Source organism: Bacillus cereus, assembly GCF_025917685.1.
GTDB lineage: Bacteria > Bacillota > Bacilli > Bacillales > Bacillaceae_G > Bacillus_A > Bacillus_A cereus_AT.
Genome location: NZ_CP089518.1, coordinates 580,508 through 604,727 on the forward strand (window position 1 = coordinate 580,508; position 24,220 = coordinate 604,727).

The window sequence follows — 24,220 nt, forward strand, 5'->3', positions numbered from 1 at the left end:
ATTATAGGTCGCTTATACTTTTTTTAATTACAAAAATAGTTACAAAACTTACAAAAACTATTTTTAATATTGAAAGCGTTTTAATATTGTTATTAAGAAAACAAGGGGGTGCCATATGGGGATTCAAAAGAACGTGGGAGCGGTATCATTTTCTGAGGAAAACGAAGTACAAGGGGAATCTTTCGCTTCTAAAATTATGAATGTAAAAATCGGTGTAATACCTTTACCGTTATATGTAGTATTGGCTGCTATTATTTATGGGGCATCTGTATATAATAAATTGCCAGCAGATATGATTGGTGGATTTGCAGTTATTATGATCATGGGGATTTTCTTAGGTGACATTGGGATGAGAATTCCAATTCTAAAAAACATCGGTGGTCCAGCAATTCTTTCGTTATTTATTCCATCGTTACTTGTATTTTTCAACTGGATGAATCCAGCTTCAATGGAAGCTGCGACTATGTTAATGAAAAAATCGAACTTTTTGTATTTATATATTTCTTGTTTAGTAGTGGGAAGTATTTTAGGAATGAACCGTAAAGTATTGGTACAAGGTTTCATTCGCATGTTTATTCCTTTAGTAGTAGGAACGTTAGCTTCTATCGCAGTAGGCTTATTAGTAGGCTCACTATTTGGATTTGAAATGAAGCAGACATTTTTCTTTATCATCGTGCCAATTGTGAGTGGTGGTATTGGGGAAGGGATTTTACCGTTATCACTAGCTTACGGTGATATTTTAAATGAATCATCAGCAACATTTGTATCACAGCTTATTCCAGCAGCTATTATCGGAAATATGTTTGCAATTGTGAGCGCAGGTTATATGAAGCGTTTAGGTGAGAAGAGACCCGAGCTTAGTGGGAATGGTGTATTAGTAAAAACAGATAATCAAGCAGAGTTATTAAAAGAGCAAAATACAGAAAAACCAATTGATTTCTCATTAATGGGAGCTGGGTTATTGATTGCATGTACATTCTTTATTTTCGGAGGGTTTGCTTCTAAGTTTATCGGTATTCCAGGAGCAATCATTATGATTTTTTCAGCAGCACTTGTGAAATACTTTAAATTAATGCCAGCAAAAATGGAGCAAGGTGCATTCCATTTATATAAATTTATTTCAAAGAATTTAACTTGGCCGCTAATGGTCGGATTAGGATTGCTATATATTCCGTTAAAAGACGTAGCGGCAGTTCTTTCTGTAGGATATGTTGTTGTTTGTGCATCGGTTGTTCTTACAATGGTAGCGTCAGGTTTTCTTATAGGAAAAGTGATGAAAATGTATCCAGTTGAATCAGCGATTGTAACTGGATGTCATAGCGGTTTAGGTGGAACTGGAGATGTTGCTATTTTATCAGCTTCAAATCGTATGGAATTAATGCCGTTCGCACAAATTTCGACGCGTTTAGGCGGGGCAGCAATGGTTGTAATAGCAACAATCTTATTAACAATGTTTTCATGATTAAACAAGCTAGCTATATTCATATAGCTAGCTTGTCAAATTAAGGGGAGATTATAAGTATGTTAGAAAATCAAATTAATGAAAGATCATTGTTATTGCATAAAGAGTTAGTAGGGAAAATTGAGATTACAAGTAAGGTAGAAGTAAATACAGCGGATGATTTAAGCCTGACTTATACACCAGGTGTAGCGGAGTCTTGCAAAGCAATTGCGGCAGATGAAGAAACAGCGTATGACTATACAGCAAGAGGGAACATGGTGGCAGTTGTTTCAGATGGAACAGCAGTACTTGGTTTAGGAAATATTGGACCGAAAGCGGCTATGCCTGTTATGGAAGGGAAAAGTATTTTATTTAAGAAGTTTGCGAATGTAGATGCTTTCCCGCTATGTTTAGGTACGACTGATGTGGATGAAATCGTTACCCTTGTGAAAAATCTAGAGCCTACATTTGCAGGTATTAATTTAGAAGATATTGCAGCACCACGCTGTTTTGAAATTGAAAAACGATTAAAAGAAGAAACGAATATTCCTGTATTTCATGATGATCAGCATGGGACGGCTATTGTTGTTTTAGCAGCTGTTATTAATGCATTAAAAGTTGTAAGTAAACAAATGGACGATGTGAAAATTATTATTAACGGTGCGGGTTCGGCAGGAATTGCAATTGGAAAATTATTATTAAAAGCTGGTGCAAAACACATTACGTTAGTTAGTTTAGAAGGTATTGTTTGTGAAGGTGAAACATGGATGAACGAAGCGCAAATCGAAGTTTCAAAGAAGACAAATCGAGAATATGTACGTGGCACATTAAAGGAAGCGATTCATCAAGCTGATATTTTCATCGGTGTATCTGCTCCAAACGTATTAACGAAAGAACTTATACAGACGATGAACGAGAAACCAATTGTGTTTGCAATGGCGAATCCAATTCCAGAAATATTTCCAGAGGACGCATTAGAAGCTGGGGCAGCTGTAGTAGGAACTGGACGTTCGGATTATTCAAACCAAGTAAATAATGTATTGGCGTTCCCTGGAATATTCCGTGGTGCGCTAGATGTTCGTGCGACTGATATTACAGAAGAGATGAAATTAGCGGCAGCATATGGGATCGCTAACATAATTACGGACGAAGAACGTAATGCGAATTATGTAATTCCAAATCCATTGGATAAAAGAGTTGTTCCAAGTGTTGCAGAAGCAGTAGCAAAAGCAGCCATTGATTCAGGAGTGGCACAAATTACGAAAATGCCAAGTTATAAATAGTCAAAAGCAGTGCCTTAAAAAGGCACTGCTTTTTTTGAGATAAGAAATCAAAACAATGAAGAAGTGTAAATTTATTCAAGCCCCTTTCATTATTTATTTAATTCCATTGCAACTTGTTTACCATTTACTAAAACCTCAGTTACTGCTACGATCACTTCTATCATTTTTTTCATCTCTCATCTCTCCTCGCTTCATTTCTTACTTTAAGTATAGGAGAAGAGAGATAATCCAACTATCGAAGTACGTGACGTAGAAATTACATTGTTGTAAGGAAGTGTTTCAGTTTTGTCACTTTATTCGGCGTTAATTACAAACTGATCATAATATTTTTCATTCACATATATATTTAATGCCCATAATCCAGAGGAAGGTAGTGACATTACGAGAGGGAGTTCCTTTATGGTTGTATCGACTGTATTTGAAGTAGTCCAAGTTTGTTTGGAAGTTTCTTTTTGAAAGAGTACTGGTGTTGGAGTTGTAGTTCCTTGTTTTAACGCGATAATAGATAGTTTTCCAGTTGGCATTTCAGGATCTAGGAAGAACCACATTATTTCATTTTGTTCATTTGCGATAATAGAGCTATCAGCCATTGCAATTTTTCCTTCAATGCCTTTTAAGGGCATCTTCCCCTCTGTAAAGGAAGGTGCTTCTTCCCAATTTACATCTTTTAAAACACTAAGATGAAAAAAGGAAGGTGCGTTAATTTGAGAGGATGACGTTTCTAGTATTTCTTTTTTAGGTACATTTGAATCTGGTTGCACTTGTGCGCAGCCAGTAATGAGGAAGGAGAAAAGTAGCATAGTTCCGATTTTTTTCATGGTGCCACACTCCTAATTTTTATTGTTAGTGTAATTGTATTTGCTAGCAGGCGGGACAATTCCTTTAAATCATAAAAAGAGGTCGTAAGTTTTGTACGACCTCTTTTGACATTTTCTATATTTGTTCAGTTGAAAAGGTTGGCTCTCTATCTTTTTGAGGCATTGTTAAGAAAATAACAGAAAGAACGATACATACTCCGCCTAATAATTGATATGCTCCAAAAGATTCATTTAGCCAAGCGATTGAAACGATGGCAGCTACAAGTGGTTCAATGCTAGATAAAATACTCGTTTCTGTTGCTGCTAAATATTTAAGACTACCGATATAAAGAAGGAAAGAAAGAGTGCCGCTTATAATGATAAGAATAAGCATAGAAAAAGTTTGAAGTGTGAAAGTTTGCGAAATCTGATTCCATCCAAAAGAACGATTACAAATAAGCAGTGCAATCCCTCCAATTAACATCCCCCAGCCAATTACTATAGTTGTTCCGCATTCTTTAATAAGAGAAGCCGGATGAAGGGTATAAAACGCAAAACCAATCGCTGTTAATAGGCCAAAAGTAATAGCGGCTTTAGATAAAACAATATTTTCAATTGAACCGTTTGTAATAATAAAGTATGTCCCTGTTAGAGCAGTGATAATTGCGATTATTTGCATAGAAGCAGGGAATTTCTTTTGCTCAAGCGCAACGTAAATTGTAATAAGAACAGGACCTAGAAATTGAAATAGTGTTGCTGTGACAGCGTTACTAATATGAACTGTTTCGATAAAAGCGTACTGCGCACCAAGCATGCCAAGAATAGAGAAAATTATAAGCTGTATAAAGTGTTTAGGGTGTTTCCAAATGTGAAATATGTTTTGTTTTTTAATAAGTAAGAAAGATAAAATGAATATTCCAGCGAGCAACAGCCGAATTGTTAAAAAATCAAGTGATGATACGTTAGTATGTTGAAACAGCCACTGAATCATGGGACCAGATAATCCCCATAGGGTAGCTCCTGTAATAATCATCATAAGTCCAATGCGTCTATCATTGTTCATTATCATGCATCTCCTCTCTAGTATTTGATTATTAATGCGTTACATGATAAAAGGAATTATATAGAACTTCTGGTACTGTAAAAAGTATCAGTTATGTGTTTTTGAGAGGGGTCAGTTATTGTGTTAGAATTAACGCCTAATTTGAATGCAAATAGTAAGACGGCATTGTATGTACAATTGTATGAGTATATAAAAAAAGAGATCAAAGATGGAACGATTCCGGCTTTTACGAAATTACCGGCTAAGAGGAAGCTAGCAACATATTTACAAGTGAGTAAAAATACAGTTGAAGCTGCTTATGAGCAACTTCTTGCGGAAGGATATATTGAGTCGATTTCTAGAAAAGGATATTTTGCATGTGAAATCGAGCAAATGATTCATGCGGAAGGTAGCGAAGAGGTAATAGGAGAAGCGCCTTTTCAAGATAAGGAGTATAAATTTGATTTCACTCAAACGGGTGTGGATACTAATACTTTTCCGTTTCATGCATATCGAAAAATTACGAATGAGGTATGGCAATTTGAAAATAAAGATTTACTTTTTATTGGACATCCGCAAGGGGAGGTAAGTTTACGAGAAGCAATCGCGAGCTATTTGTATGAATCTAGAGGTGTACGATGCGTAGCTAGTCAAATTGTAATAGGAGCGGGTACACAAATATTAGTAAAAATGTTATTTCAGCTGTTAAAGGGAAGTCGTTATGCAGTTGAGAATCCTGGGTACCATCGGAAAATGGTTGTTTTTGAGCAAGGGGAACAAAATGTCCAAATGTTATCTTTAGATGGAGATGGAATTTGTATGTCACAGTTAACTGATAGCCATGCAAATGTTGTATTTGTTACACCTTCGCATCAGTTTCCTTGCGGGATGATTATGCCAATTACGAGAAGAATGCAGCTTTTACAATGGGCGAAAAAAGAAGAAGGAAGATATATTATTGAAGATGATTATGATAGTGAATTCCGATATTCAGGAAAGCCGATTCCGGCGCTGCAAGGGTTAGATAGAGATGGGAAAGTAATTTATATGGGTACGCTGTCTAAAGCGCTATTGCCATCATTACGGATGAGTTATATGGTGTTGCCAAAACCGCTCATTAAGCAGTATCAGGAGCAATATTTATTTTATACACAAAGCGTTTCAAGAATGGATCAAGAGGTCATTAAGAAATTTTTAAATGATGGGCATTGGGAAAAACATATTCATAAAATGCGTGTTGTGTACCGAAAGAAGAGGGACCGTCTTGTTTCGGTAATAGAAAAATATTTTTCTAATGGAGTTGAAGTAATAGGAGAGGACTCTGGCCTACATATTTTATTAAAAGTGCATAATGGGATGGAAGAGAAAGAGTTAGTGGAAGCTGCAGCTGAGAGGAGTATTAAAGTATATCCTGTTTCGATGTATTATAAGGAAAGGACTTCCCCCGAAAATACAGTATTGCTTGGATTTGCGACTTTATTAGAGGAAGAAATTGAAGAGGCTATTCAATTATTATATACAGCATGGTTTACAAGGAAGTAAAAAAACATCCTCATAAATGGAGGATGTTTTTTATTATTTTTCTTCATCTAGGAAAAGAACCATATGCTCTTCATCCCAATATTGTCCGTTATATTTTAATGAACGTTCCTGCACACCAAATGTTTTAAATCCTAATGACTCATAAAGTTTTTTTGCACCATCGTTGCCAACAACAACATCGAGCATAACTTGCTCTACTTCTAGAGATTTAGCAAGTTCAAGACATTCCTTAATAAGTGCTTTTCCTGCTCCAAGTCCGCGTGCTTTTGGAGACACGTATACTGAACCAATTTTCGCTTTATGTTCTTGTTTTACATATGGTTTCGTTTCCAGTGTTGCAACTCCGATTAATTCTCCATCTTTAAATGCACCTAGTGTATAGTTCTCATCTTGTGCTAATTTTTGGGCTTTATATTCAATAGCACACTCTTTATTAATAATATCTTCATAAGAAGAGCTGAAAGCTTCCGGGTTTTGTTTTAATCCTTCTACTCGAAGTTCTAAGTAAATTTCTGCTTCGTCTTTTGTTAATACATGGATATCCAATTATATCACCCTCCAAATCTTTTACAGTTGTACCTATATTTTATATTGAAATAAAAATAATTTCAAAAGCTTAGCTTATATGAGCTGGTTTTATAAATAAAATAGCACCAGTAGTGCTGACTACTACTGGTGATTTTCCGCATATATTATTCAAAGGGTAATTCAATTATAAATTCTGTTCCGACTTCTAATTCGCTTTTAACTTCGATAGAACCATTATGAAGTTCTACAATTTCCTTTGCAACAGCTAGTCCAATACCTTTTCCGCCTGTAGCCCTTGTTCTAGATTTATCGACACGGTAAAAGCGATCGAAAATGTGTGTGATATCTTCTTTTGGAATACCTTCACCTTCATCTTGTACACTTATTGTAAAAGTATTCACACTGGTTAGTACACGTATTGTAATAGAAGTGTTTTCTGGCGAATGTTGATAAGCGTTGTGTAATAAATTTAACATCACTTGTTCCATACGCCTTTCATCTATACAAACTTCTAAATCTTCTTTGCAATATACATGAATTTGCATTTGTTTGTTCGTTAATGTTGTTTTTGTTTTCTCAACCATTCGCTCTAAAAATGGTCTAAGAAGCATTTTTTGTTTTTTTATAACAAATTGGTGCTGTTCTAATTGTACAAGCATAAATAAATCTTGTACAAGATCGGTTACACTATCTGTTTCGTCTTCAATGATTTGTAAGTATTCTTCACGTTCTTCTTTCGTTAAAGAGTCTCTCTTTGCTACCTTCGCATAACCTTTCATATAGGTTAATGGAGTTAATAATTCGTGAGCGACACTAGCGAGGAATTCATTTCGTTCTTTTTTCATATACGTAAGTTCACTAGATAAATCTTCAATAGTTTTTGCTAAGCTTCCAAGTTCATCATTTCGTTTAATTCCTAATTGAATTGGCTTGTTCAATTTGGACATTTTTTCAGTAGCTCTTTTCATCTTTATAAGAGGTTCTGTAATAACCCGAGAAAAAACAAAGACAGAAATAGTTGTTAAAATAATTGTCAAAATACTAATGATAATAAATTGATCCATGAGTTTAAGTAACATATTTTCTAAGAAAGATGTCTTTAATAACATATGTAAGTTACCTTGAAATCCATTTATTTCAAGTGGGCTTACTGTTGAGATGAATTTCGATTTTTTCCAGTTTTTTTCTACAATCAACCCGTTTTTAGGAATAGTTTCCGTTTTACAAGTAAGTTGCTTTTGCATTTCTTTCGTTACGGGTTCTGAGGTGGAAATGATTTTGCCGTTATTGTCAGTTATAATGATAGTGATATCGGTATTAGCAATTAATTCTGAGCCAATTAATTCTTCAGCTGCATGCTCGATAGTGAACTCTTGATACCAAGGGCGTTTAGGACGTTCAATGTTTGGATTTTGTTTAGAATGTTCATTCCATTTTGCACGGTTTACAATTTTGTCACGATACCGATTACCTTTCTCTAATAGAGCAACTGTTTCCTCTTCAACCCGCATTTTTGAAAGGCTTTTATAAAAAGATACGAAAGCAATTGTTTCAATACATAAAGCTAATATTAAAAAGTATGTCCCAATTTTAAGGGAAAGTTTACTCATTTTCTCACCATACCTTATTTTATATAAAGTGAAACTTTGGAGATTTCACGGATTATTATCCTGCATTAATTGGAGCCTTATTGCCCATTAATGCAGGATAAAGGATCAGTGGTATACTATTATCGACTGACCAAATTAATTATTCACTTTTCCATTTATATCCGACTTTATAGACAGTTTCTAAGTAATCTTCAACTGGAAATCCTTTTTTGCGTAACTTATCCCGTATATTACGAATATGTGAATCGATAGTTCTGTATTCGATGTCTGTTTGATAGCCCCAAATCTTCTCGATTAAATCGTCTCGGCTGTAAGCACGGTTTGTATTTTGTAAAAATAGTCCGAGCAACGAAAACTCAATAGGAGTTAGTGAGATTTTTTCATTATAAGCTGTAACAGTATGTTTCGTTTTATCCCACTCAATACCATTGAAGCTAACAAAGCCGTCTTTCTTTGTGCGGCGTAATATAGCCTCGATTCGCGCGACTAATACATGTTCATCGAATGGTTTTGTAATATAGTCATCTGCTCCCATTGTTAGGCCTTTGACCATATCGTAGTTTTGGTTGCGAGCTGTAAGCATAATAATTGGAACGTTGGAAATTTGACGGATTTGATAGCACGTATCCCACCCGTCCATATTTGGCATCATAACATCTAATAAAATAATATCGAAGTCCTTCTGTTCGATTAATTCTAGCGCTTCAAGGCCAGAAGTAGCTTTCATACAAAAATGGCCACGAGGACTTAAGAACAGATCTAATAATCGTAACATACGTTCTTCATCGTCTACCAATAAAATTTTCACCATAATCTTGTGCACCCCAAACTATTCATTCTACTTGTATAGTTTACATGAAAATAATAAAAAACTCTTTTTATGTGATTAAATGGATGGCTGATTTTTTCAATCAGGGCAATTGACATAAAAAATGCACTAGTTTTGCACAACTATTTTTTATAATAGAAAACGTAGCGACACAAATACCCTATGTTGCGACATAACGTCATGTCATTTTATTTATAAAATGACAATTCCATTCTATTGTGTATGTGAGATAGAGAGGGTTTTCGTATTCACCTCGCATCGGATAAGAAAAATTTCCTATCTCACACTTTTTTTAAAAGGGGATTGTACACATGAGTAAAAAAGTAGAGCATTTACAAAAAGAAAAGCAAGATCGTAATGCGGTTGTAATGTGTGTTGCGGTATCTATGCTTATTATGATAAGTTGTGTAAATAAATTTTTCGGGATTTTATAATAGAAAAAAAGCTTATTGCCTCTTAAGGAGCAATAAGCTTTTTTTATGTATTCTATATAATAAACCAAGGTAAAATTGCTAATCCAGAAGTTACAATTGCTGTAGCACATATTAAAAAGATAGCTCGTTTGTTTTGTTTCATGTCATATTCTCCTCTACATATCAATTGCATCATGCTATACGTTCATTTAATAATCAGCGGGAGATGGATCCTCTTTGCTGAGTAAAGTTTCACTTTATCCCGCTATTTGCGGGCAGTAAGACTCCCATCTCAAAATTCAGTGGGGGATGGAGCTCCCAACTGAGTAAAGCTTCACTTTATATTTTTAGTATAACGAATGGAAAGGATTGGAACGATCGATAAAGGTGACATGAAGATTACATTGTTGTAATGAAAAAAGCATCTTAATTAATAAGAAGATGCTTTTGAAAAATTATATTAAAATGTTAATTATTTAAGAATAAAACCATATGCTCTTCGTCCCAATATTGGCCATTATGTTTTAAGGACCGTTCTTGCACGCCGTAAGTTTGGAAGCCGAGAGACTCATATAATTTTTTTGCAGCAGTGTTATCAGCAACAACATCAAGCATGAGCTGTTCTACATTTAATTTATCGGCATTTTCAATAATCGCTTTAATTAAAGCTCGTCCTGCACCGAGACCACGTGCTTTTGGAGAAACAAAAACGGAGCCGATTTTTGCCTTATGCTCTTGCTTAATAAATGGCTTTGTTTCTAGAGTAGCAATACCGACTAAATCATTATCTTTGAAGACACCTAGAGTATACTTATCCGGATTACTTAATCGCTTTGCCATGGCAGCGACAGGGTTTTCATGTTTAAGAACATCTTCATAAGAAGAGCTAAAAGCCTCAGGGTTTTTCGTTAAACCTTCCATACAAACTTTCAAATAAATTTCTGCGTCCTCTGTTGTTAATAAGCGAATTTCCATAGTTGTAACCTCCTTGGTTGATCCTAATTTAATCCATTAACTCTTATAAGAATAAGGGTAGCTAAATACATTCTGTGATTATTCTTTCTTAATTTGTAAAAGAATGAAAAGATATATGCTACTATGTTTTCATTTTATTTATGTAATGAAATTGTATATTAACTTTATTAACTATTCAAGTGTTATATATATTACATTTTTATAACTAAAATACCTCCTCAATTGAGGAGGTATTTTTTAATTATTCGATTGATAACCATCGATTCGTTCTGGATGTGTATAAATATTGCAAGATTCATTTCGAATGAATCCTACTACGGTAATGCCTAAATCGTGAGCGAGTTGCAATGCTAGTTTAGTTGGAGCTGATTTAGATAGGACAATTTCGCAACCAATTTTTGAAACCTTTAACAAAATTTCAGATGAGATTCGTCCGCTAAACGCGATGATTTTCCCTTGAACAGATATATTGTTCCGTAAACAATGACCGTATATTTTATCTAGTGCATTATGTCTTCCGATATCCATTCTTGATATGAGAATATTTTTTCGATCGCATAACGCGGTATTGTGCACACCACCTGTTTGGCGAAATGTAGTTGAAGATTGTTGTAAGGAAGTCATTAGGTGAAAGCATTCTTCGGGAGTAATAGATATATGTATATCGTGTAACTTTTTTGCTTTTGCGGCATCATTGACGAAAACAAAACCTTGTCTACTTTTTCCGCAACAAGAAGTTACGTATCTTTTATTATATAAAGTTTGATAGAGTGGATTAATTTTTGATGATTTTACATGGGCAATTCCGTTTTCCTTTTGAACCCATAATTCCTCAATATCTTTATAAGAAGAAAGAATTCCTTCAGAAATTAAAAAACCAATTACCATATCCTCAATGTAATTAGGAGTACATACAACCGTTACGTATTCTTCGCCATTCAACTTAATTGTAATAGGAAATTCTGTCACAACATCATCAGTTTGTTTTGAAAATGTACCGGATTGATAGCGTACAATTGTATACGTTTCTTGAGTAGGCCCCATATTAAATTCCCCTTTATATGTATTTTTCCCCATATTTATCATAAAACATCGGAAAAATAAAAGCATCTACTATCAGAAAGATGGCAGATTATTTTGGTTATTATTGTATATGTACGATATAATAGATTAGTAGAATAGTGACATTTTCAAGCTTGCGTAGCTATACCTTATAACATCGAGAATCGACTTCATAAGAAAAGTATTTCAACAGAGCGTTTCAAAAATATGTACAGAAATACGTTTTTGAAAACGGATTCATAATCGTATTGTACAGTGAGTTGTAAGGAGAGGGGAAACTATGACAGAACAGACAGTCCGTGTAACCGTTGATGGTAAAGAACTTTTTGCATCAGGTGAAAAGACGATACTCCAATTATTTAATGAAAGTAATTTAGAACATCCTCAAATTTGTCATGTACCAGAGGTAGATCCTATTCAAACCTGTGATACATGTATTGTAGAAGTAGATGGGAAGTTAATGCGTGCTTGTTCAACTAAGCTAGAGAATGGTATGCATATTGAAAGACAATCGCAGCGTGCTAAAGAGGCGCAGACTGAGGCGATGGATCGAATATTAGAGAATCATTTATTGTATTGTACAGTATGTGATAACAATAATGGTAACTGTAAAATCCATAATACAGTACATATGATGGAGATTGAAGAACAGAAATATCCGTATGAACCGAAAGTAAGTGCATGCGAGGTGGATACATCGCATCCATTCTATCGATACGATCCAAATCAATGCATTGCTTGTGGACAGTGTGTAGAAGTATGCCAAAATTTACAAGTGAATGAAACGTTATCAATCGATTGGAGTTTAGACCGTCCACGTGTTATTTGGGACAATGGTGTAAGTATAAATGACTCATCTTGTGTGAGTTGTGGGCAATGTGTAACAGTATGCCCATGTAATGCGTTAATGGAAAAAACAATGCTGGGTGAAGCAGGATTTATGACAGGTTTAAAACCAGATGTGTTGGATCCAATGATTGATTTTGTAAAAGATGTAGAACCTGGATATAGCAGTATTTTAGCGGTTTCAGAAGTAGAGGCTGCGATGCGTAAGACGAAAGTTAATAAAACAAAAACAGTTTGTACATTTTGTGGTGTAGGTTGTTCATTTGAAGTATGGACGAAAGATCGTCAAATTTTAAAAGTACAACCTGTTTCAGATGCACCGGTTAATGGTATCTCTACATGTGTAAAAGGTAAATTTGGTTGGGATTTTGTAAACAGTGAAGAGCGTATTACAAAACCGTTAATTCGCCAAGGGGATATGTTTGTTGAGGCTTCATGGGAAGAGGCTCTTGAAGTTGTTGCATCTAATATGCAACATATTAAGTCAGAATACGGTAGCGACGCATTTGGTTTTATTTCTTCTTCTAAAGTAACAAATGAAGAAAACTACCTTATGCAAAAACTAGCCCGTCAAATATATGGAACGAATAACGTAGATAACTGCTCGCGTTATTGCCAATCTCCAGCGACAGACGGTTTATTTAAAACTGTCGGTATGGGTGGGGATGCTGGAACAGTAAAAGATATTGCTGAAGCAGGTCTTGTTATTATTGTTGGTGCAAATCCAACAGAAGGTCATCCTGTACTTGCAACTAGAGTAAAGCGTGCTCATAAATTACACGAGCAAAAATTGATTGTAGCAGACCTTCGTAAACATGAAATGGCAGAGCGTGCTGATATATTTGTTCACCCGAGTCAAGGAACGGATTATGTATGGCTTGCTGGTATTACGAAATATATTATTGATCAAGATTGGCATGATAAAAAGTTCATAGCTGAAAATGTAAAGAATTTTGATGAATATAGCAAAATGCTAGAAAAGTATACGCTTGATTATACTGAGAAAATTACAGGGATTTCTAAAGATAACCTTAAAGAGATGGCTCGTATGGTATATGAAGCAGATGGTACTTGTGTACTTTGGGGAATGGGTGTAACTCAAAATACAGGAGGAAGTACAACGTCAGCTGCAATTTCAAATTTACTGCTTGTTACGGGCAACTATCGTCGTCCTGGTGCAGGTGCGTATCCGTTACGCGGACATAATAACGTACAAGGCGCTTGTGATATGGCAACATTACCGAACTGGCTTCCAGGTTATCAAGCAGTTTCGGATGATGTGCATCGTGCGAAATTTGAAAAAGCATACGGTACTACCATTCCGAAAGAACCGGGACTAAATAATATCGCAATGTTACTAGCAGCGGAAGAAGGAAAACTGCGTGGTATGTATGTTATGGGAGAAGAAATGGCTTTAGTAGATTCAAATGCCAACCATGTACAACATATTTTAGCGAATTTAGACTTCCTCGTTGTTCAAGATATGTTTTTATCGAAAACAGCTCGTTTTGCTGATGTTATTTTACCGGCAGCACCAAGCTTAGAAAAAGAAGGAACATTTACAAATACAGAACGCCGTATTCAAAGATTGTATGAAGTATTGAAGCCACTTGGTGATTCTAAGCCAGATTGGTGGATTTTACAAAAAGTAGCTCGTGCACTGGGCGGAGACTGGAATTATGGAAGTCCAAGTGAAATTATGGATGAAATTGCATCGCTTGCCCCGTTATACTCACAAGCAACGTATGACCGTTTAGAAGGCTGGAATAGTTTATGTTGGGGTAGCCATGATGGTAGCGATACACCATTATTATATGTAGATGGATTTAACTTCCCGGATAAGCTAGCTCGTTTATCATTAGATGAATGGGTACCACCAGTAGTAGCACCAGATGAGTATGATTTACTATTAAATAATGGCCGTATGCTAGAGCATTTCCATGAAGGAAATATGACGAATAAGTCAGCTGGCATTTTATCTAAAGTGTCTGAAGTATTTGTTGAAATTTCACCTGAACTTGCTAAAGAACGCAATGTGAAAGATGGCGGTCTTGTAGAATTAGCATCACCATTTGGAAAGATTAAAGTACAAGCGCTTGTTACAGATCGTGTAACTGGAAATGAGTTATATTTGCCAATGCATGCGACAGTAAATGAAGAGGCAATCAATATTTTAACAGGGACAGCAACAGACATTTATACTTGTACACCAGCTTATAAACAAACGATGGTGAAACTACGCGTATTACGTGAAAAAGGGAATCGTCCGTTACCATCTTCAAACCCGAGAGATAAAAAACGTCATCCGCAAAATGGTGTTGAAATTGAGCAAAAGTGGCAAAGAAAACAATACGTATCACTTGTGGACCAGAATTAGGGGGCGGAGATCATGGCAAAAGAGATTACTTTAATAAAAAAGAAGGTCGTAACAGAAGAAGAAAAGAAACAGCAAGTAACAGATGAACTGTTAAATGAGCTAGCTGAAAATAGGGAAGCAGTAGAAGAGACGATGCAGCTATTAGGACAGTTGCAAAAAGCTGGAATTTTAGATGCAGCGATTAGTTTACTTGCTGCAAAAGAAGATGTTTCCAAAATAGCTGTTGAACAATTAAATCGTGAACCAGTAAAAAATGCATTAAACAATATGATGGGGGCGGGAGAGGTGTTATCTTCAGTGGACCCAGAAATAACGAAACAAATAACATCTAGTTTAGTCACTGGATTACAATTTGCAACGGATGAGCTGAAAAATGGAAAAAAAACAAAAGTGATGGATTTCTTTAAGGTATTAAAAGATCCAGATATCAACAGGGCGATAACATTTGGTTTTAGTTTCTTAAAAGCATTTGGACAAGGACTAGAGAAAAAATAGAGTGAGTGAAAAAAGTGATGGAAGTAGCCATCACTTTTTTCATTATATGTATAAGAGTGTTCATGTTAAGCGGAATATATTATTATTAAAAAGATGGATTGAAATTGGAAATGTGGAATCCATCTCAAATATAGTTTTAGAATGTGGAGGAATATATGCAACACCGTAAAAGACTATCTATACCAGGAGTAATGAGACATTCCTTTCAAACTGTACAATTTGCTTTTTGGAATGTGCTAACATTTCAGCTCGTCTATAAATTGTTAGCTGCAATCGTATTTATCCCCCTCTTAGGTATTATTTTCAATAAGTTATTGTACTTTGGTGGTTATGCAAATGCGACAAATGATGAATTAGTAGCATTTTTGAAAACACCATATGGGATTTTGGCGATTGTAATTTTATCGATACTAGCATTGTTTCTTATTTTTACGGAATTTGCAGTGCTTATTATTATTTCGTATTTCGCTCATAAAAGGCAAAAGGTAAGATTACGTCCGATTTTGTATAAAACAGTAACGTATTTACCTTCTCTTTTTACATATTGCTTACCAGGATTTGTGTTGTATGCAGTTGTGCTATTACCGCTATTAAGTATGGGATATAAATCTGCATTAATTCCTGAAATTCAAATTCCTAATTTTATTACAGGTGAACTATTTAAGACGACAATGGGTCAGGTTGGCTATTATGCTTTCTTTGCTGTAGTTGCTTATTTAAATCTTCGTTGGATTTTTGTGTTACCTATTATTGTATTAGAAGAAAAACCATTTCGCACGGCAGCACGTAAAAGTGCGAACTTAGTAAAAGAAAGCTTTTTTAAAGTGTTGTTCTTTTTAGTAGGAGTTTTCATCTCTGTAGGAATGGTCTTTCTTTTATTTATAGGAGTGTATTTACTCTGTTTATGGGGCGTATACGAATTTACGAACCCAGAAGGGACATTTGCGCTATTAGCGGAGTCAACGATTTCAGTCTTCTTAACGAGTACATTGTATTTATTCAGCTTCATTATGACGCCGTTTTATATTATGGCGTTAACAAGATTATACTTACAGAAAGTTTCGGTTGAAGATGTTTTATTAGAAGAAGGATTAGATTATTCAAAAACAAAAGCAGATAAATGTTTCTTTAAAAAACACCGTTGGAAATTTATTGGTGTATATATCGTGGGGATTATTACTGCTGGAATGATCGTTGCCTTCATTGTGACCTTTATTTCAAACACATATAAAGAACCAATTATTATGGCGCACCGTGGATATATATCAAAAGGTGTAGAGAATACGAAAGAAGCAGTACAAGGTGCCATTGATGCAAAAGCAGACTATGCAGAAATAGATGTTTTGCAAACGAAAGATGGCGAACTAGCGGTCATACATGATTTGAAGTTGAAACGTCTTGCGAATGCGAATGTGCATGTATCGGATTTGACGATGGATGAGCTAAGAAAGCTTACTCTTAGTCAAGATGGATTCTCGGGACAAATAAGTACACTTGATGAGATCATTAAGCTTGCAAAAGGCAAAATAAAACTTAATATAGAAGTGAAACTTCACGGTAATGAGAAGGATTTCGTAAAGAAAGTACTAAAAACAATTAAAGAGAACGATTTTGAGAAACAATGTGTAATTCAAACGTTACATTATCCGCTTATTAAAGAGTTTAAGCGTGCAAATCCGGATATAAAAGTAGGGTATGTATTGTTTGCAAGCAGGGCTAATTTAAAGAATGTACAGGCGGATTTCTATGTAGCAGAAGAATATATGTTAAATAAACGCCTAGTGAAAGAAGCGAGAAAGCTAAATAAACCACTTTACGTATGGACAGTAAATGATATGGAAAGTTTAAAGGCATATTATAAGTTAAACGTGGATGGTATCATTACCGATTACCCTGAAGACGCACGCGAAACAATTAAGATGTTAAAAGAGCAAGAAGATCGTGAAAGTGACATGTTTGATAAAATTTCTGAAACGACAGAAGATTTATTCTCAAAGTTATTTATAAGTTATCCAGCTGCTGGCTAAATGCTAGTAGCTGTTTTTTTTATGAAAAGAATATATTTCTAAAGTATTGTACAAAGTAATAAGTGTATATGTATACGTAACTACTTAGTTTTTTTGCATTGTTACATTATTGTCAAATAATAAATAATTACTATGCGTTTTGAATGGATATAATGTAAATAGAGTGATAGATAATGCGATGGTACAAATAACCCAACAGAATCAATGTTTCGTATATTTACACTATTCTAAATATATAAACTTTAAAAAAATAGTATGTTAGCGTTTTCATAACTTTTAAGTTATGCTAGAATAAGGACATAAGTTATTAATTATTACAAAAAGAAAAAAGAATTCCTTTTTTCTGTTAATTATAAGGGGGCATTTCATTATGCGTATTGGGGTACCAGCAGAAATTAAAAACAACGAAAACCGTGTGGCAATGACACCAGCAGGTGTTGTACATTTAATTCGTAACAATCACGAAGTATTCATTCAAAAGGGTGCAGGTTTAGGATCTGGTTTCACAGATACTCAGTATGTTGAAGCAGGAGCGAAAATTGTTGATACAGCTGAAGAAGCTTGGAACATGGAAATGGTTATGAAAGTTAAGGAACCAGTTGAAAGCGAATACAAACACTTCAGCGAAGGTTTAATCTTATTCACATATTTACACTTAGCTCCAGAACCAGAATTAACAAAAGCGTTAATCGAGAAGAAAGTTGTCGCGATTGCATATGAAACAGTACAATTAGAAAACCGTTCTCTACCATTACTTGCACCTATGAGTGAAGTAGCTGGTCGTATGGCTGCACAAATCGGTGCACAATTCCTTGAGAAAAACAAAGGCGGTAAAGGTATCTTACTTGCAGGTGTTCCAGGGGTTAAACGTGGTAAAGTAACAATTATCGGTGGTGGACAAGCTGGTACAAATGCTGCTAAAATTGCAGTTGGACTAGGTGCGGATGTAACAATCATCGACTTAAGTGCAGAACGTCTTCGTCAATTAGATGACATTTTCGGAAACCAAGTAAAAACTTTAATGTCTAATCCTTACAATATTGCAGAAGCTGTAAAAGAATCTGATCTTGTAATCGGTGCAGTATTAATCCCAGGTGCAAAAGCGCCAAAACTTGTAACAGAAGAAATGATTAAATCAATGGAACCAGGTTCTGTTGTTGTAGATATCGCGATTGACCAAGGTGGTATTTTCGAAACAACTGACCGTATTACAACTCATGATAACCCAACTTATGAAAAACACGGCGTTGTTCACTATGCAGTTGCAAACATGCCAGGTGCGGTTCCACGTACATCAACTCTTGCATTAACAAACGTAACAGTACCATATGCAGTACAAATTGCTAACAAAGGCTACAAAGAAGCTTGCCTAGGCAACTCTGCATTACTAAAAGGTATTAACACATTAGATGGCTACGTAACATTCGAAGCAGTTGCAGAAGCTCACGGTGTAGAGTACAAAGGTGCTAAAGAATTATTAGAAGCAGAAACAGTATCTTGCTAATAGAAGCATTATACAAAACAAAATCGAACAATATATAAAACAACATGATAAGAGCTAAGAGATAATACCTCTTAGCTCTTCTTGGTAAAAGGGGGCATTCATCGTGGCCAACCTATTCAAAAAGAAATCCGTTACGCAATTGTTAGGGGAAAGTAAAAGTAAAACTTTGACGAAAACGCTAGGGGCATTTGACCTAACAATGCTAGGGATTGGTGCGATAATTGGTACAGGAGTTCTAGTATTAACGGGATTAGTAGCAGCAAGAGATGCTGGTCCAGCAGTTATTTTTTCATTTATGATTGCAGCAATCGTTTGTGGATTTGCAGCTTTATGTTATGCGGAGGTTGCATCTACACTTCCTGTTTCAGGTAGTGTGTACACATATTCATATGCAACAATTGGTGAATTTGTTGCCCATTTAATGGGATGGACATTGTTATCCGTATATGTCGTAACAACTGCCGCAGTAGCTGGCGGATGGACAGGTTATTTCAATAATTTAGTGAGTGGATTGGGACTTGAAATTCCAAAAGCATTGTTAACGATTCCATCGCAAGGTGGTATGGTGAACTTACCGGCAATTATCGTTACGTTGGTTATAACTTGGTTATTATCACGAGGTACGAAAGAAAGTAAGCGTGTGAATAACATAATGGTATTAATTAAAATTGGTATTGTTGTTTTATTCATTGCAGTTGGTGTATTCTACGTGAAACCAGAAAACTGGATACCATTTGCACCGTACGGCTTAAGTGGAGTCTTTGCCGGAGGAGCAGCAGTATTCTTCGCTTTCTTAGGATTTGATGCATTAGCAACTTCTGCTGAAGAAGTAAAAAATCCGCAACGTGATCTACCGATTGGTATTATTGCTTCGTTAGTTATTTGTACAATCATTTATGTTGTAGTTTGTCTCGTTATGACAGGTATGGTTTCTTACAAGGAATTAGATGTACCAGAAGCGATGGCATATGTACTAGAGGTTGTAGGGCAAGATAAAGTGGCTGGTGTAATCGCTATTGGAGCTGTAATCGGTATTATGGCTGTAATTTTCGCTTACATTTATGCGACAACACGTGTATTCTTCGCAATGAGCCGTGACGGTTTATTACCAAAATCTTTTGCGAAAATTAACAAGAAGACAGAAGCACCAACATTTTCAGTTTGGTTAACAGGAATTGGTAGTGCTTTAATTGCTGGATTTATCGATTTAAAAGAATTGTCGAATTTAGCGAATATTGGAGCGTTATTAACATTTGCGATGGTTGGTGTAACTGTCATCATTCTTCGTAAAACACATCCGAAATTACAACGTGGATTTATGGTACCACTTGTACCAATCTTACCGATTATTTCAGTTGCATGCTGTCTATTCTTAATGCTAAATTTACCATTAACAACATGGATTTACTTCGGTATTTGGTTAGCAATCGGAGTGGTTGTATACTTTGTTTATTCGAAAAAACATAGTCATTTAAAAGACGATGGAAGTTCGCAAGATAGTTTAGAAAAAGCTAATTAAAAAAAGCTAAATAAAAGGGATATAAGATAGTAAGCCTTGTGCGTCTAGGGAACGCGCAAGGCTTTTTATTATGTAAATATAAAGGGAATGGATATGGTTTTGTAGAATTTTGTATGTCGTAATATGCAAAAGGGGTGTAAGAATGAGAATAAAAGAAGATATAAAAGTTGTCGTTGGAGCAGAGGGATACAATAATAACCCTGGTTGGTTACATACGAATGAAGAAGAATTAAATTTATTAAAAAGAGCAACGTGGCTTAATAAATTTCAGCTTAATTCTTTATCAGTAATTTTAGCGGAACATGTATGGGAGCATTTATCGTACGAAGAAGGAATCGAAGCGGCAAAAATTTGTTATGAGTTTTTAACGGAGGATGGATATATTCGTTGTGCAGTGCCAGATGCATTTTTTCCAGATGAAGAATATCAGGAAGGTGTACAAGTAGGCGGACCAGGTCCATTAGATCATCCAGCAGCAAGCCACAAAATCGTTCATAACTATAAAACGATCACGTCCATGTTTGAATCAGCAGGTTTTCAAGTGAGGGTTTTAGAATATTGTGATGAGAATGGTGAGTTTCATTATAATGATTGGGATGAAAAGAAAGGATTCATTTATCGATCGAAACGTTTTGATCATAGAAATCAAGATGGTAAATTAGAATTTGCTTCGTTAATTGTGGATGCAGTGAAAGTTAATAAAGTGAAACTTTAATCAGTGGGTGGCTTCATCCTCACTGATTATTAGCCTTCACCAATCGGGCTTTTACGGGCAGTTAATGTGGGTTAAATAAGAGAAGGATGCACGATAGTTTTCGTGCATCCTTTTTGTATGAAGAGTATGATGGATGCGGAGAATATTGATATGTGCATGTTGAAATGTGAACGGAATTGTCAAAAAAATCTTTCGGATTTTATTGACACATATGAGTAGGCGCTCATATAATAAAAGTATAAGATATATGAACAGTTGTTCATATGTTCAATTAAAGAGGTGAGCTATAATGGCTGAAAATAAAGTAGAAACACCGCAGGAAACTTGTTCTCAAACGGTAATTCATGAGGAAATCGTGGATCAAGTGAAGCAAACAATTCCGACGGATGAAAGTTTAAGTAAAGTAGCAGAATTATTTAAAGTATTAGGTGACCGTACACGTACGAGAATATTACATGCATTATTTGAAGCTGAAATGTGTGTTTGTGATTTAGCTTATTTATTAGGAATGACGCAATCTTCAATCTCACATCAGCTTCGTGTATTAAAGCAAGCAAAGCTTGTAAAGAACCGTAAAGAAGGAAAGGTAGTTTATTATTCATTGGCTGATCAACATGTAATTCATATCTTCGAGCAAGCATTTGAACACGTAAACGAGGAAGAATAAAAACGCGAGGAGGGAGAACGATGGCAGAAGCATTAGTGAAAAAGAAACTTATGCTAGAAGGCTTAGATTGTGCGAATTGTGCAATGAAAATTGAAAAGGGTGTTGGGAATATAGAGGGAGTAACATCTTGTTCTGTAAACTTTGCAACTAAGACGATGCTTTTAGAAACACCACAAAATAAAGAAAATCAAGTTGTTACAGAAGCGAAGCAGCTCGTTACAAAATTGGAGCCGCATATTAAGGTACAAGAAGAGAAAAAAACAAAAGCGGCGAAAGAAGTATTTATATTAGAAGGTTTAGACTGTGCGAACTGTGCAATGAAGATTGAAAATAAGGTAAAGGAAATGTCAACAGTTTCAGAAGCGACTGTTGATTTCGTATCAAAGAAATTAAGAGTAGAAGTTGCGAATAAAAGAGAACTTGAATCGACTGTGCAAGATATAAAAAATGTTGTTCAAAAGTTAGAGCCAGATGTAAAAGTTGTTCGTGAAGAGGAAAAAGGACACGACCATGGCCATGATCATGGTGATGGAAATGTGAAAAAAATGATAGGAAGATTAGTAGGCGGCGGAATTTTGACAGGAATTGCTGCATTAGCCGGATTACCGCAAATGATAACAATTCCATTATTCGTTCTTGCTTATTTATTAATAGGTGGAGATATCGTTTGGAGAGCGGTAAGAAACATCACTCGCGGCCAAGTGTTTGATGAAAACTTTTTAATGGCAATTGCAACTTTAGGAGCTTTCGCGATTCAACAATATCCAGAAGCAGTTGCGGTAATGCTATTTTATCAAGTAGGGGAACTATTCCAAAGTATTGCGGTAAATCGCTCTCGAAAATCAATTACTTCATTAATGGATATTCGTCCTGATTATGCAAATGTGAAAGTTGGAAATGAAACGAAACAAGTATCACCAGAAGATGTGCAAATTGGTGAGTATATTATCGTGAAACCAGGTGAAAAAGTACCGTTAGACGGGAAAGTAGTTGAGGGAACATCAATGATGGATACTTCAGCGTTAACAGGTGAATCCGTACCGCGTGAAGTAGAAGTTGGTAATGACGTATTAAGTGGTTTTGTAAACCAAAATGGTGTATTAACAATTGAAGTTACAAAAGAATTTGGTGAATCTACTGTATCAAAAATCTTAGATTTAGTACAAAATGCAAGTAGCAAAAAAGCGCCAACAGAAAACTTTATTACGAAGTTTGCGCGTTATTATACTCCAGTCGTAGTTATAACAGCAGCGATTATGGCATTTATTCCACCACTTATTTTAGAGGGTGCTACATTCTCCGATTGGATTTATAGAGCTTTAGTGTTCTTAGTAATCTCTTGTCCATGTGCACTCGTTGTATCGATTCCTCTTGGGTTCTTTGGAGGTATTGGTGGGGCATCTAAAAGTGGTATTTTAGTAAAAGGAAGTAACTATTTAGAAGCATTGAATGATGTGAAATATATCGTTTTTGATAAAACAGGAACATTAACAAAAGGTGTCTTTAAAGTTACGAAGATGGAGCCTAGTGAAGGTACTACAGCTGAAGAGCTATTAGAATATGCAGCATTTGCAGAAGTATATTCTAATCATCCGATTGCACAATCTATTCGAAATGCATATGGAAAATCAATCGATGAAAATAGTATTGAAGACTATAGTGAAATTTCAGGTCATGGTACGGTTGTAAAGGTACAAGGAAAAGAAATTTTCGCAGGTAATGCTAAATTAATGAGAAAAGAAAACATTACATTTAAGCAACCAAATACAGTAGGTACACTCGTTCATGTTGCTGTAGATGGTAAATATGCAGGTTATATTGTTATCTCTGATGAGGTAAAAGAGGATTCAAAACAAGCAATTCAAAAGTTAAAAGAACTAGGTATTAAGAAGACAGTCATGTTAACTGGTGATGCAAAATCAGTTGGTGAAGCTGTTGGTAAAGAATTAGGTTTAGATGAAGTGCATGCCGAATTATTACCACACCAAAAAGTAGAAGAAATCGAAAAAATTGATGCAGCAAAACACGGTAAAGAAAAGATTGCATTCGTTGGTGATGGTATTAACGATACGCCAGTATTAGCACGAGCGGACGTTGGTATTGCGATGGGCGGTTTAGGATCAGATGCAGCAATTGAAGCTGCTGACATCGTCATTATGACCGATGAGCCTTCAAAAATCGCGACAGCTGTGAAAATTGCAAAACGTACACGTAGTATTGTATGGCAAAATATTATATTTGCATTAGGTGTAAAAGGGCTAGTTTTATTACTTGGTGCCTTTGGTATTGCAACAATGTGGGAAGCGGTCTTCTCAGATGTTGGTGTGACATTACTTGCAGTTTTAAATGCAATGCGTGTACTACGAGTGAAAGATTTATAAAAAAGAGGATGCAACCCGCGTCCTCTTTTTTATCGGTTATTTTGTTGAAATTGACTCAATAAAATAATATCAAATATTATTTTAGTTTTGAATAACGTAATATTGAATTTTACAAATAAAAAATATTCGCCATGTTATTTTAATATATTTTTTACAAATATCCATAT

19 protein-coding genes are annotated in these 24,220 nt (G+C 35.4%); 12 read left to right on the forward strand and 7 right to left on the reverse strand.

Annotated features, from left to right (window positions below; genetic code table 11):
* The first annotated feature begins 115 nt into the window (after window positions 1-115).
* On the forward strand, window positions 116-1,462 hold the full coding sequence (locus LUS72_RS02960; protein WP_097832272.1) for a 2-hydroxycarboxylate transporter family protein: 1,347 nt from the start codon (window positions 116-118) through the stop codon (window positions 1,460-1,462).
* A gap of 59 nt (window positions 1,463-1,521) precedes the next feature.
* Entirely contained in the window at window positions 1,522-2,724 is a 1,203-nt protein-coding gene (locus LUS72_RS02965) for an NAD(P)-dependent malic enzyme (protein ID WP_097832273.1), read from the forward strand.
* Window positions 2,725-3,017: 293 nt separating this feature from the next.
* Here the strand turns inward: LUS72_RS02965 and LUS72_RS02970 are convergent, their stop codons facing one another.
* Together LUS72_RS02970 and LUS72_RS02975 are read right to left on the reverse strand one after the other, a co-directional pair.
* The gene (locus tag LUS72_RS02970) at window positions 3,018-3,542 is read right to left on the reverse strand and encodes a DUF4871 domain-containing protein (RefSeq protein ID WP_097832274.1); all 525 of its coding nucleotides are present in this window, start codon (window positions 3,540-3,542) and stop codon (window positions 3,018-3,020) included.
* Window positions 3,543-3,657: 115 nt separating this feature from the next.
* Complete coding sequence (locus LUS72_RS02975) at window positions 3,658-4,584, reverse strand: DMT family transporter (RefSeq protein WP_097832275.1); 927 nt, start codon at window positions 4,582-4,584, stop codon at window positions 3,658-3,660.
* A 120-nt stretch (window positions 4,585-4,704) separates the two neighbouring features.
* Between LUS72_RS02975 and LUS72_RS02980 the strand changes: the two genes are divergently transcribed.
* On the forward strand, window positions 4,705-6,105 hold the full coding sequence (locus LUS72_RS02980; protein ID WP_097832276.1) for a MocR-like pyridoxine biosynthesis transcription factor PdxR: 1,401 nt from the start codon (window positions 4,705-4,707) through the stop codon (window positions 6,103-6,105).
* Window positions 6,106-6,138: 33 nt separating this feature from the next.
* On the opposite strand, the gene LUS72_RS02985 is transcribed toward LUS72_RS02980, so the two are convergent.
* From LUS72_RS02985 to LUS72_RS02995, 3 genes are all read right to left on the reverse strand, one after another.
* Complete coding sequence (locus LUS72_RS02985) at window positions 6,139-6,651, reverse strand: GNAT family N-acetyltransferase (RefSeq protein WP_000351210.1); 513 nt, start codon at window positions 6,649-6,651, stop codon at window positions 6,139-6,141.
* A 146-nt stretch (window positions 6,652-6,797) separates the two neighbouring features.
* Window positions 6,798-8,243, reverse strand: a complete 1,446-nt coding sequence (locus LUS72_RS02990) for a HAMP domain-containing sensor histidine kinase (RefSeq protein WP_097832277.1) — start codon at window positions 8,241-8,243, stop codon at window positions 6,798-6,800.
* Window positions 8,244-8,382: 139 nt separating this feature from the next.
* Window positions 8,383-9,054: a response regulator transcription factor gene (locus tag LUS72_RS02995; protein WP_097832278.1), complete on the reverse strand. Its 672-nt coding sequence runs from the start codon at window positions 9,052-9,054 to the stop codon at window positions 8,383-8,385.
* Window positions 9,055-9,383: 329 nt separating this feature from the next.
* Here LUS72_RS02995 and LUS72_RS03000 point away from each other — a divergent pair, with 329 nt between their 5' ends.
* Window positions 9,384-9,506 (forward strand): hypothetical protein, encoded by a 123-nt coding sequence (locus tag LUS72_RS03000; protein WP_002125145.1) that lies wholly within the window; start codon window positions 9,384-9,386, stop codon window positions 9,504-9,506.
* Window positions 9,507-9,953: 447 nt separating this feature from the next.
* Here LUS72_RS03000 and LUS72_RS03005 read toward each other — a convergent pair whose 3' ends face one another.
* Entirely contained in the window at window positions 9,954-10,460 is a 507-nt protein-coding gene (locus tag LUS72_RS03005; protein WP_097832279.1) for a GNAT family N-acetyltransferase, read from the reverse strand.
* 237 nt (window positions 10,461-10,697) lie between these two features.
* Window positions 10,698-11,504, reverse strand: a complete 807-nt coding sequence (fdhD, locus tag LUS72_RS03010; protein ID WP_097832280.1) for a formate dehydrogenase accessory sulfurtransferase FdhD — start codon at window positions 11,502-11,504, stop codon at window positions 10,698-10,700.
* Window positions 11,505-11,802: 298 nt separating this feature from the next.
* Here fdhD and fdhF point away from each other — a divergent pair, with 298 nt between their 5' ends.
* The 8 genes from fdhF to LUS72_RS03050 all read left to right on the forward strand — a co-directional run bounded on the left by fdhF (window position 11,803) and on the right by LUS72_RS03050 (window position 24,053).
* Window positions 11,803-14,745, forward strand: coding sequence for a formate dehydrogenase subunit alpha (gene fdhF / locus LUS72_RS03015; RefSeq protein WP_097832281.1), 2,943 nt, complete (start codon window positions 11,803-11,805; stop codon window positions 14,743-14,745).
* 12 nt (window positions 14,746-14,757) lie between these two features.
* The gene (locus LUS72_RS03020) at window positions 14,758-15,240 is read left to right on the forward strand and encodes a helical membrane plugin domain-containing protein (RefSeq protein WP_097832282.1); all 483 of its coding nucleotides are present in this window, start codon (window positions 14,758-14,760) and stop codon (window positions 15,238-15,240) included.
* Window positions 15,241-15,395: 155 nt separating this feature from the next.
* Window positions 15,396-17,267 (forward strand): glycerophosphodiester phosphodiesterase, encoded by a 1,872-nt coding sequence (locus tag LUS72_RS03025; protein ID WP_264448597.1) that lies wholly within the window; start codon window positions 15,396-15,398, stop codon window positions 17,265-17,267.
* Window positions 17,268-17,637: 370 nt separating this feature from the next.
* Window positions 17,638-18,771 carry an alanine dehydrogenase gene (gene ald / locus LUS72_RS03030; protein ID WP_264448598.1) on the forward strand — a complete coding sequence of 378 codons (1,134 nt, stop codon included), beginning with the start codon at window positions 17,638-17,640 and terminating at the stop codon, window positions 18,769-18,771.
* A 103-nt stretch (window positions 18,772-18,874) separates the two neighbouring features.
* Window positions 18,875-20,290 carry an amino acid permease gene (locus LUS72_RS03035; protein ID WP_071743815.1) on the forward strand — a complete coding sequence of 472 codons (1,416 nt, stop codon included), beginning with the start codon at window positions 18,875-18,877 and terminating at the stop codon, window positions 20,288-20,290.
* Window positions 20,291-20,432: 142 nt separating this feature from the next.
* The gene (locus LUS72_RS03040; RefSeq protein WP_071743814.1) at window positions 20,433-21,005 is read left to right on the forward strand and encodes a class I SAM-dependent methyltransferase; all 573 of its coding nucleotides are present in this window, start codon (window positions 20,433-20,435) and stop codon (window positions 21,003-21,005) included.
* Window positions 21,006-21,294: 289 nt separating this feature from the next.
* A complete protein-coding gene (locus LUS72_RS03045) occupies window positions 21,295-21,672 on the forward strand; it encodes an ArsR/SmtB family transcription factor (RefSeq protein ID WP_000829678.1) in 378 nt (125 codons plus the stop codon).
* A gap of 20 nt (window positions 21,673-21,692) precedes the next feature.
* Window positions 21,693-24,053 (forward strand): heavy metal translocating P-type ATPase, encoded by a 2,361-nt coding sequence (locus LUS72_RS03050; protein ID WP_097832819.1) that lies wholly within the window; start codon window positions 21,693-21,695, stop codon window positions 24,051-24,053.
* Window positions 24,054-24,220 lie beyond the last annotated feature (167 nt).

What these genes read in the sequence shown, in the direction of transcription:
- LUS72_RS02960 (WP_097832272.1), top strand. Translation starts at nt 116, where the DNA reads ATGGGGATTCAAAAGAACGTGGGAGCGGTATCATTTTCTGAGGAAAAC.
- LUS72_RS02975 (WP_097832275.1), bottom strand. Translation starts at nt 4,584, where the DNA reads ATGAACAATGATAGACGCATTGGACTTATGATGATTATTACAGGAGCT.
- LUS72_RS02995 (WP_097832278.1), bottom strand. Translation starts at nt 9,054, where the DNA reads ATGGTGAAAATTTTATTGGTAGACGATGAAGAACGTATGTTACGATTA.
- LUS72_RS03005 (WP_097832279.1), bottom strand. Translation starts at nt 10,460, where the DNA reads ATGGAAATTCGCTTATTAACAACAGAGGACGCAGAAATTTATTTGAAA.
- LUS72_RS02965 (WP_097832273.1), top strand. Translation starts at nt 1,522, where the DNA reads ATGTTAGAAAATCAAATTAATGAAAGATCATTGTTATTGCATAAAGAG.
- LUS72_RS03020 (WP_097832282.1), top strand. Translation starts at nt 14,758, where the DNA reads ATGGCAAAAGAGATTACTTTAATAAAAAAGAAGGTCGTAACAGAAGAA.
- LUS72_RS03045 (WP_000829678.1), top strand. Translation starts at nt 21,295, where the DNA reads ATGGCTGAAAATAAAGTAGAAACACCGCAGGAAACTTGTTCTCAAACG.
- LUS72_RS03025 (WP_264448597.1), top strand. Translation starts at nt 15,396, where the DNA reads ATGCAACACCGTAAAAGACTATCTATACCAGGAGTAATGAGACATTCC.
- LUS72_RS03040 (WP_071743814.1), top strand. Translation starts at nt 20,433, where the DNA reads ATGAGAATAAAAGAAGATATAAAAGTTGTCGTTGGAGCAGAGGGATAC.
- ald (WP_264448598.1), top strand. Translation starts at nt 17,638, where the DNA reads ATGCGTATTGGGGTACCAGCAGAAATTAAAAACAACGAAAACCGTGTG.
- LUS72_RS03050 (WP_097832819.1), top strand. Translation starts at nt 21,693, where the DNA reads ATGGCAGAAGCATTAGTGAAAAAGAAACTTATGCTAGAAGGCTTAGAT.
- fdhF (WP_097832281.1), top strand. Translation starts at nt 11,803, where the DNA reads ATGACAGAACAGACAGTCCGTGTAACCGTTGATGGTAAAGAACTTTTT.
- LUS72_RS02970 (WP_097832274.1), bottom strand. Translation starts at nt 3,542, where the DNA reads ATGAAAAAAATCGGAACTATGCTACTTTTCTCCTTCCTCATTACTGGC.
- LUS72_RS03000 (WP_002125145.1), top strand. Translation starts at nt 9,384, where the DNA reads ATGAGTAAAAAAGTAGAGCATTTACAAAAAGAAAAGCAAGATCGTAAT.
- LUS72_RS02990 (WP_097832277.1), bottom strand. Translation starts at nt 8,243, where the DNA reads ATGAGTAAACTTTCCCTTAAAATTGGGACATACTTTTTAATATTAGCT.
- fdhD (WP_097832280.1), bottom strand. Translation starts at nt 11,504, where the DNA reads ATGGGGCCTACTCAAGAAACGTATACAATTGTACGCTATCAATCCGGT.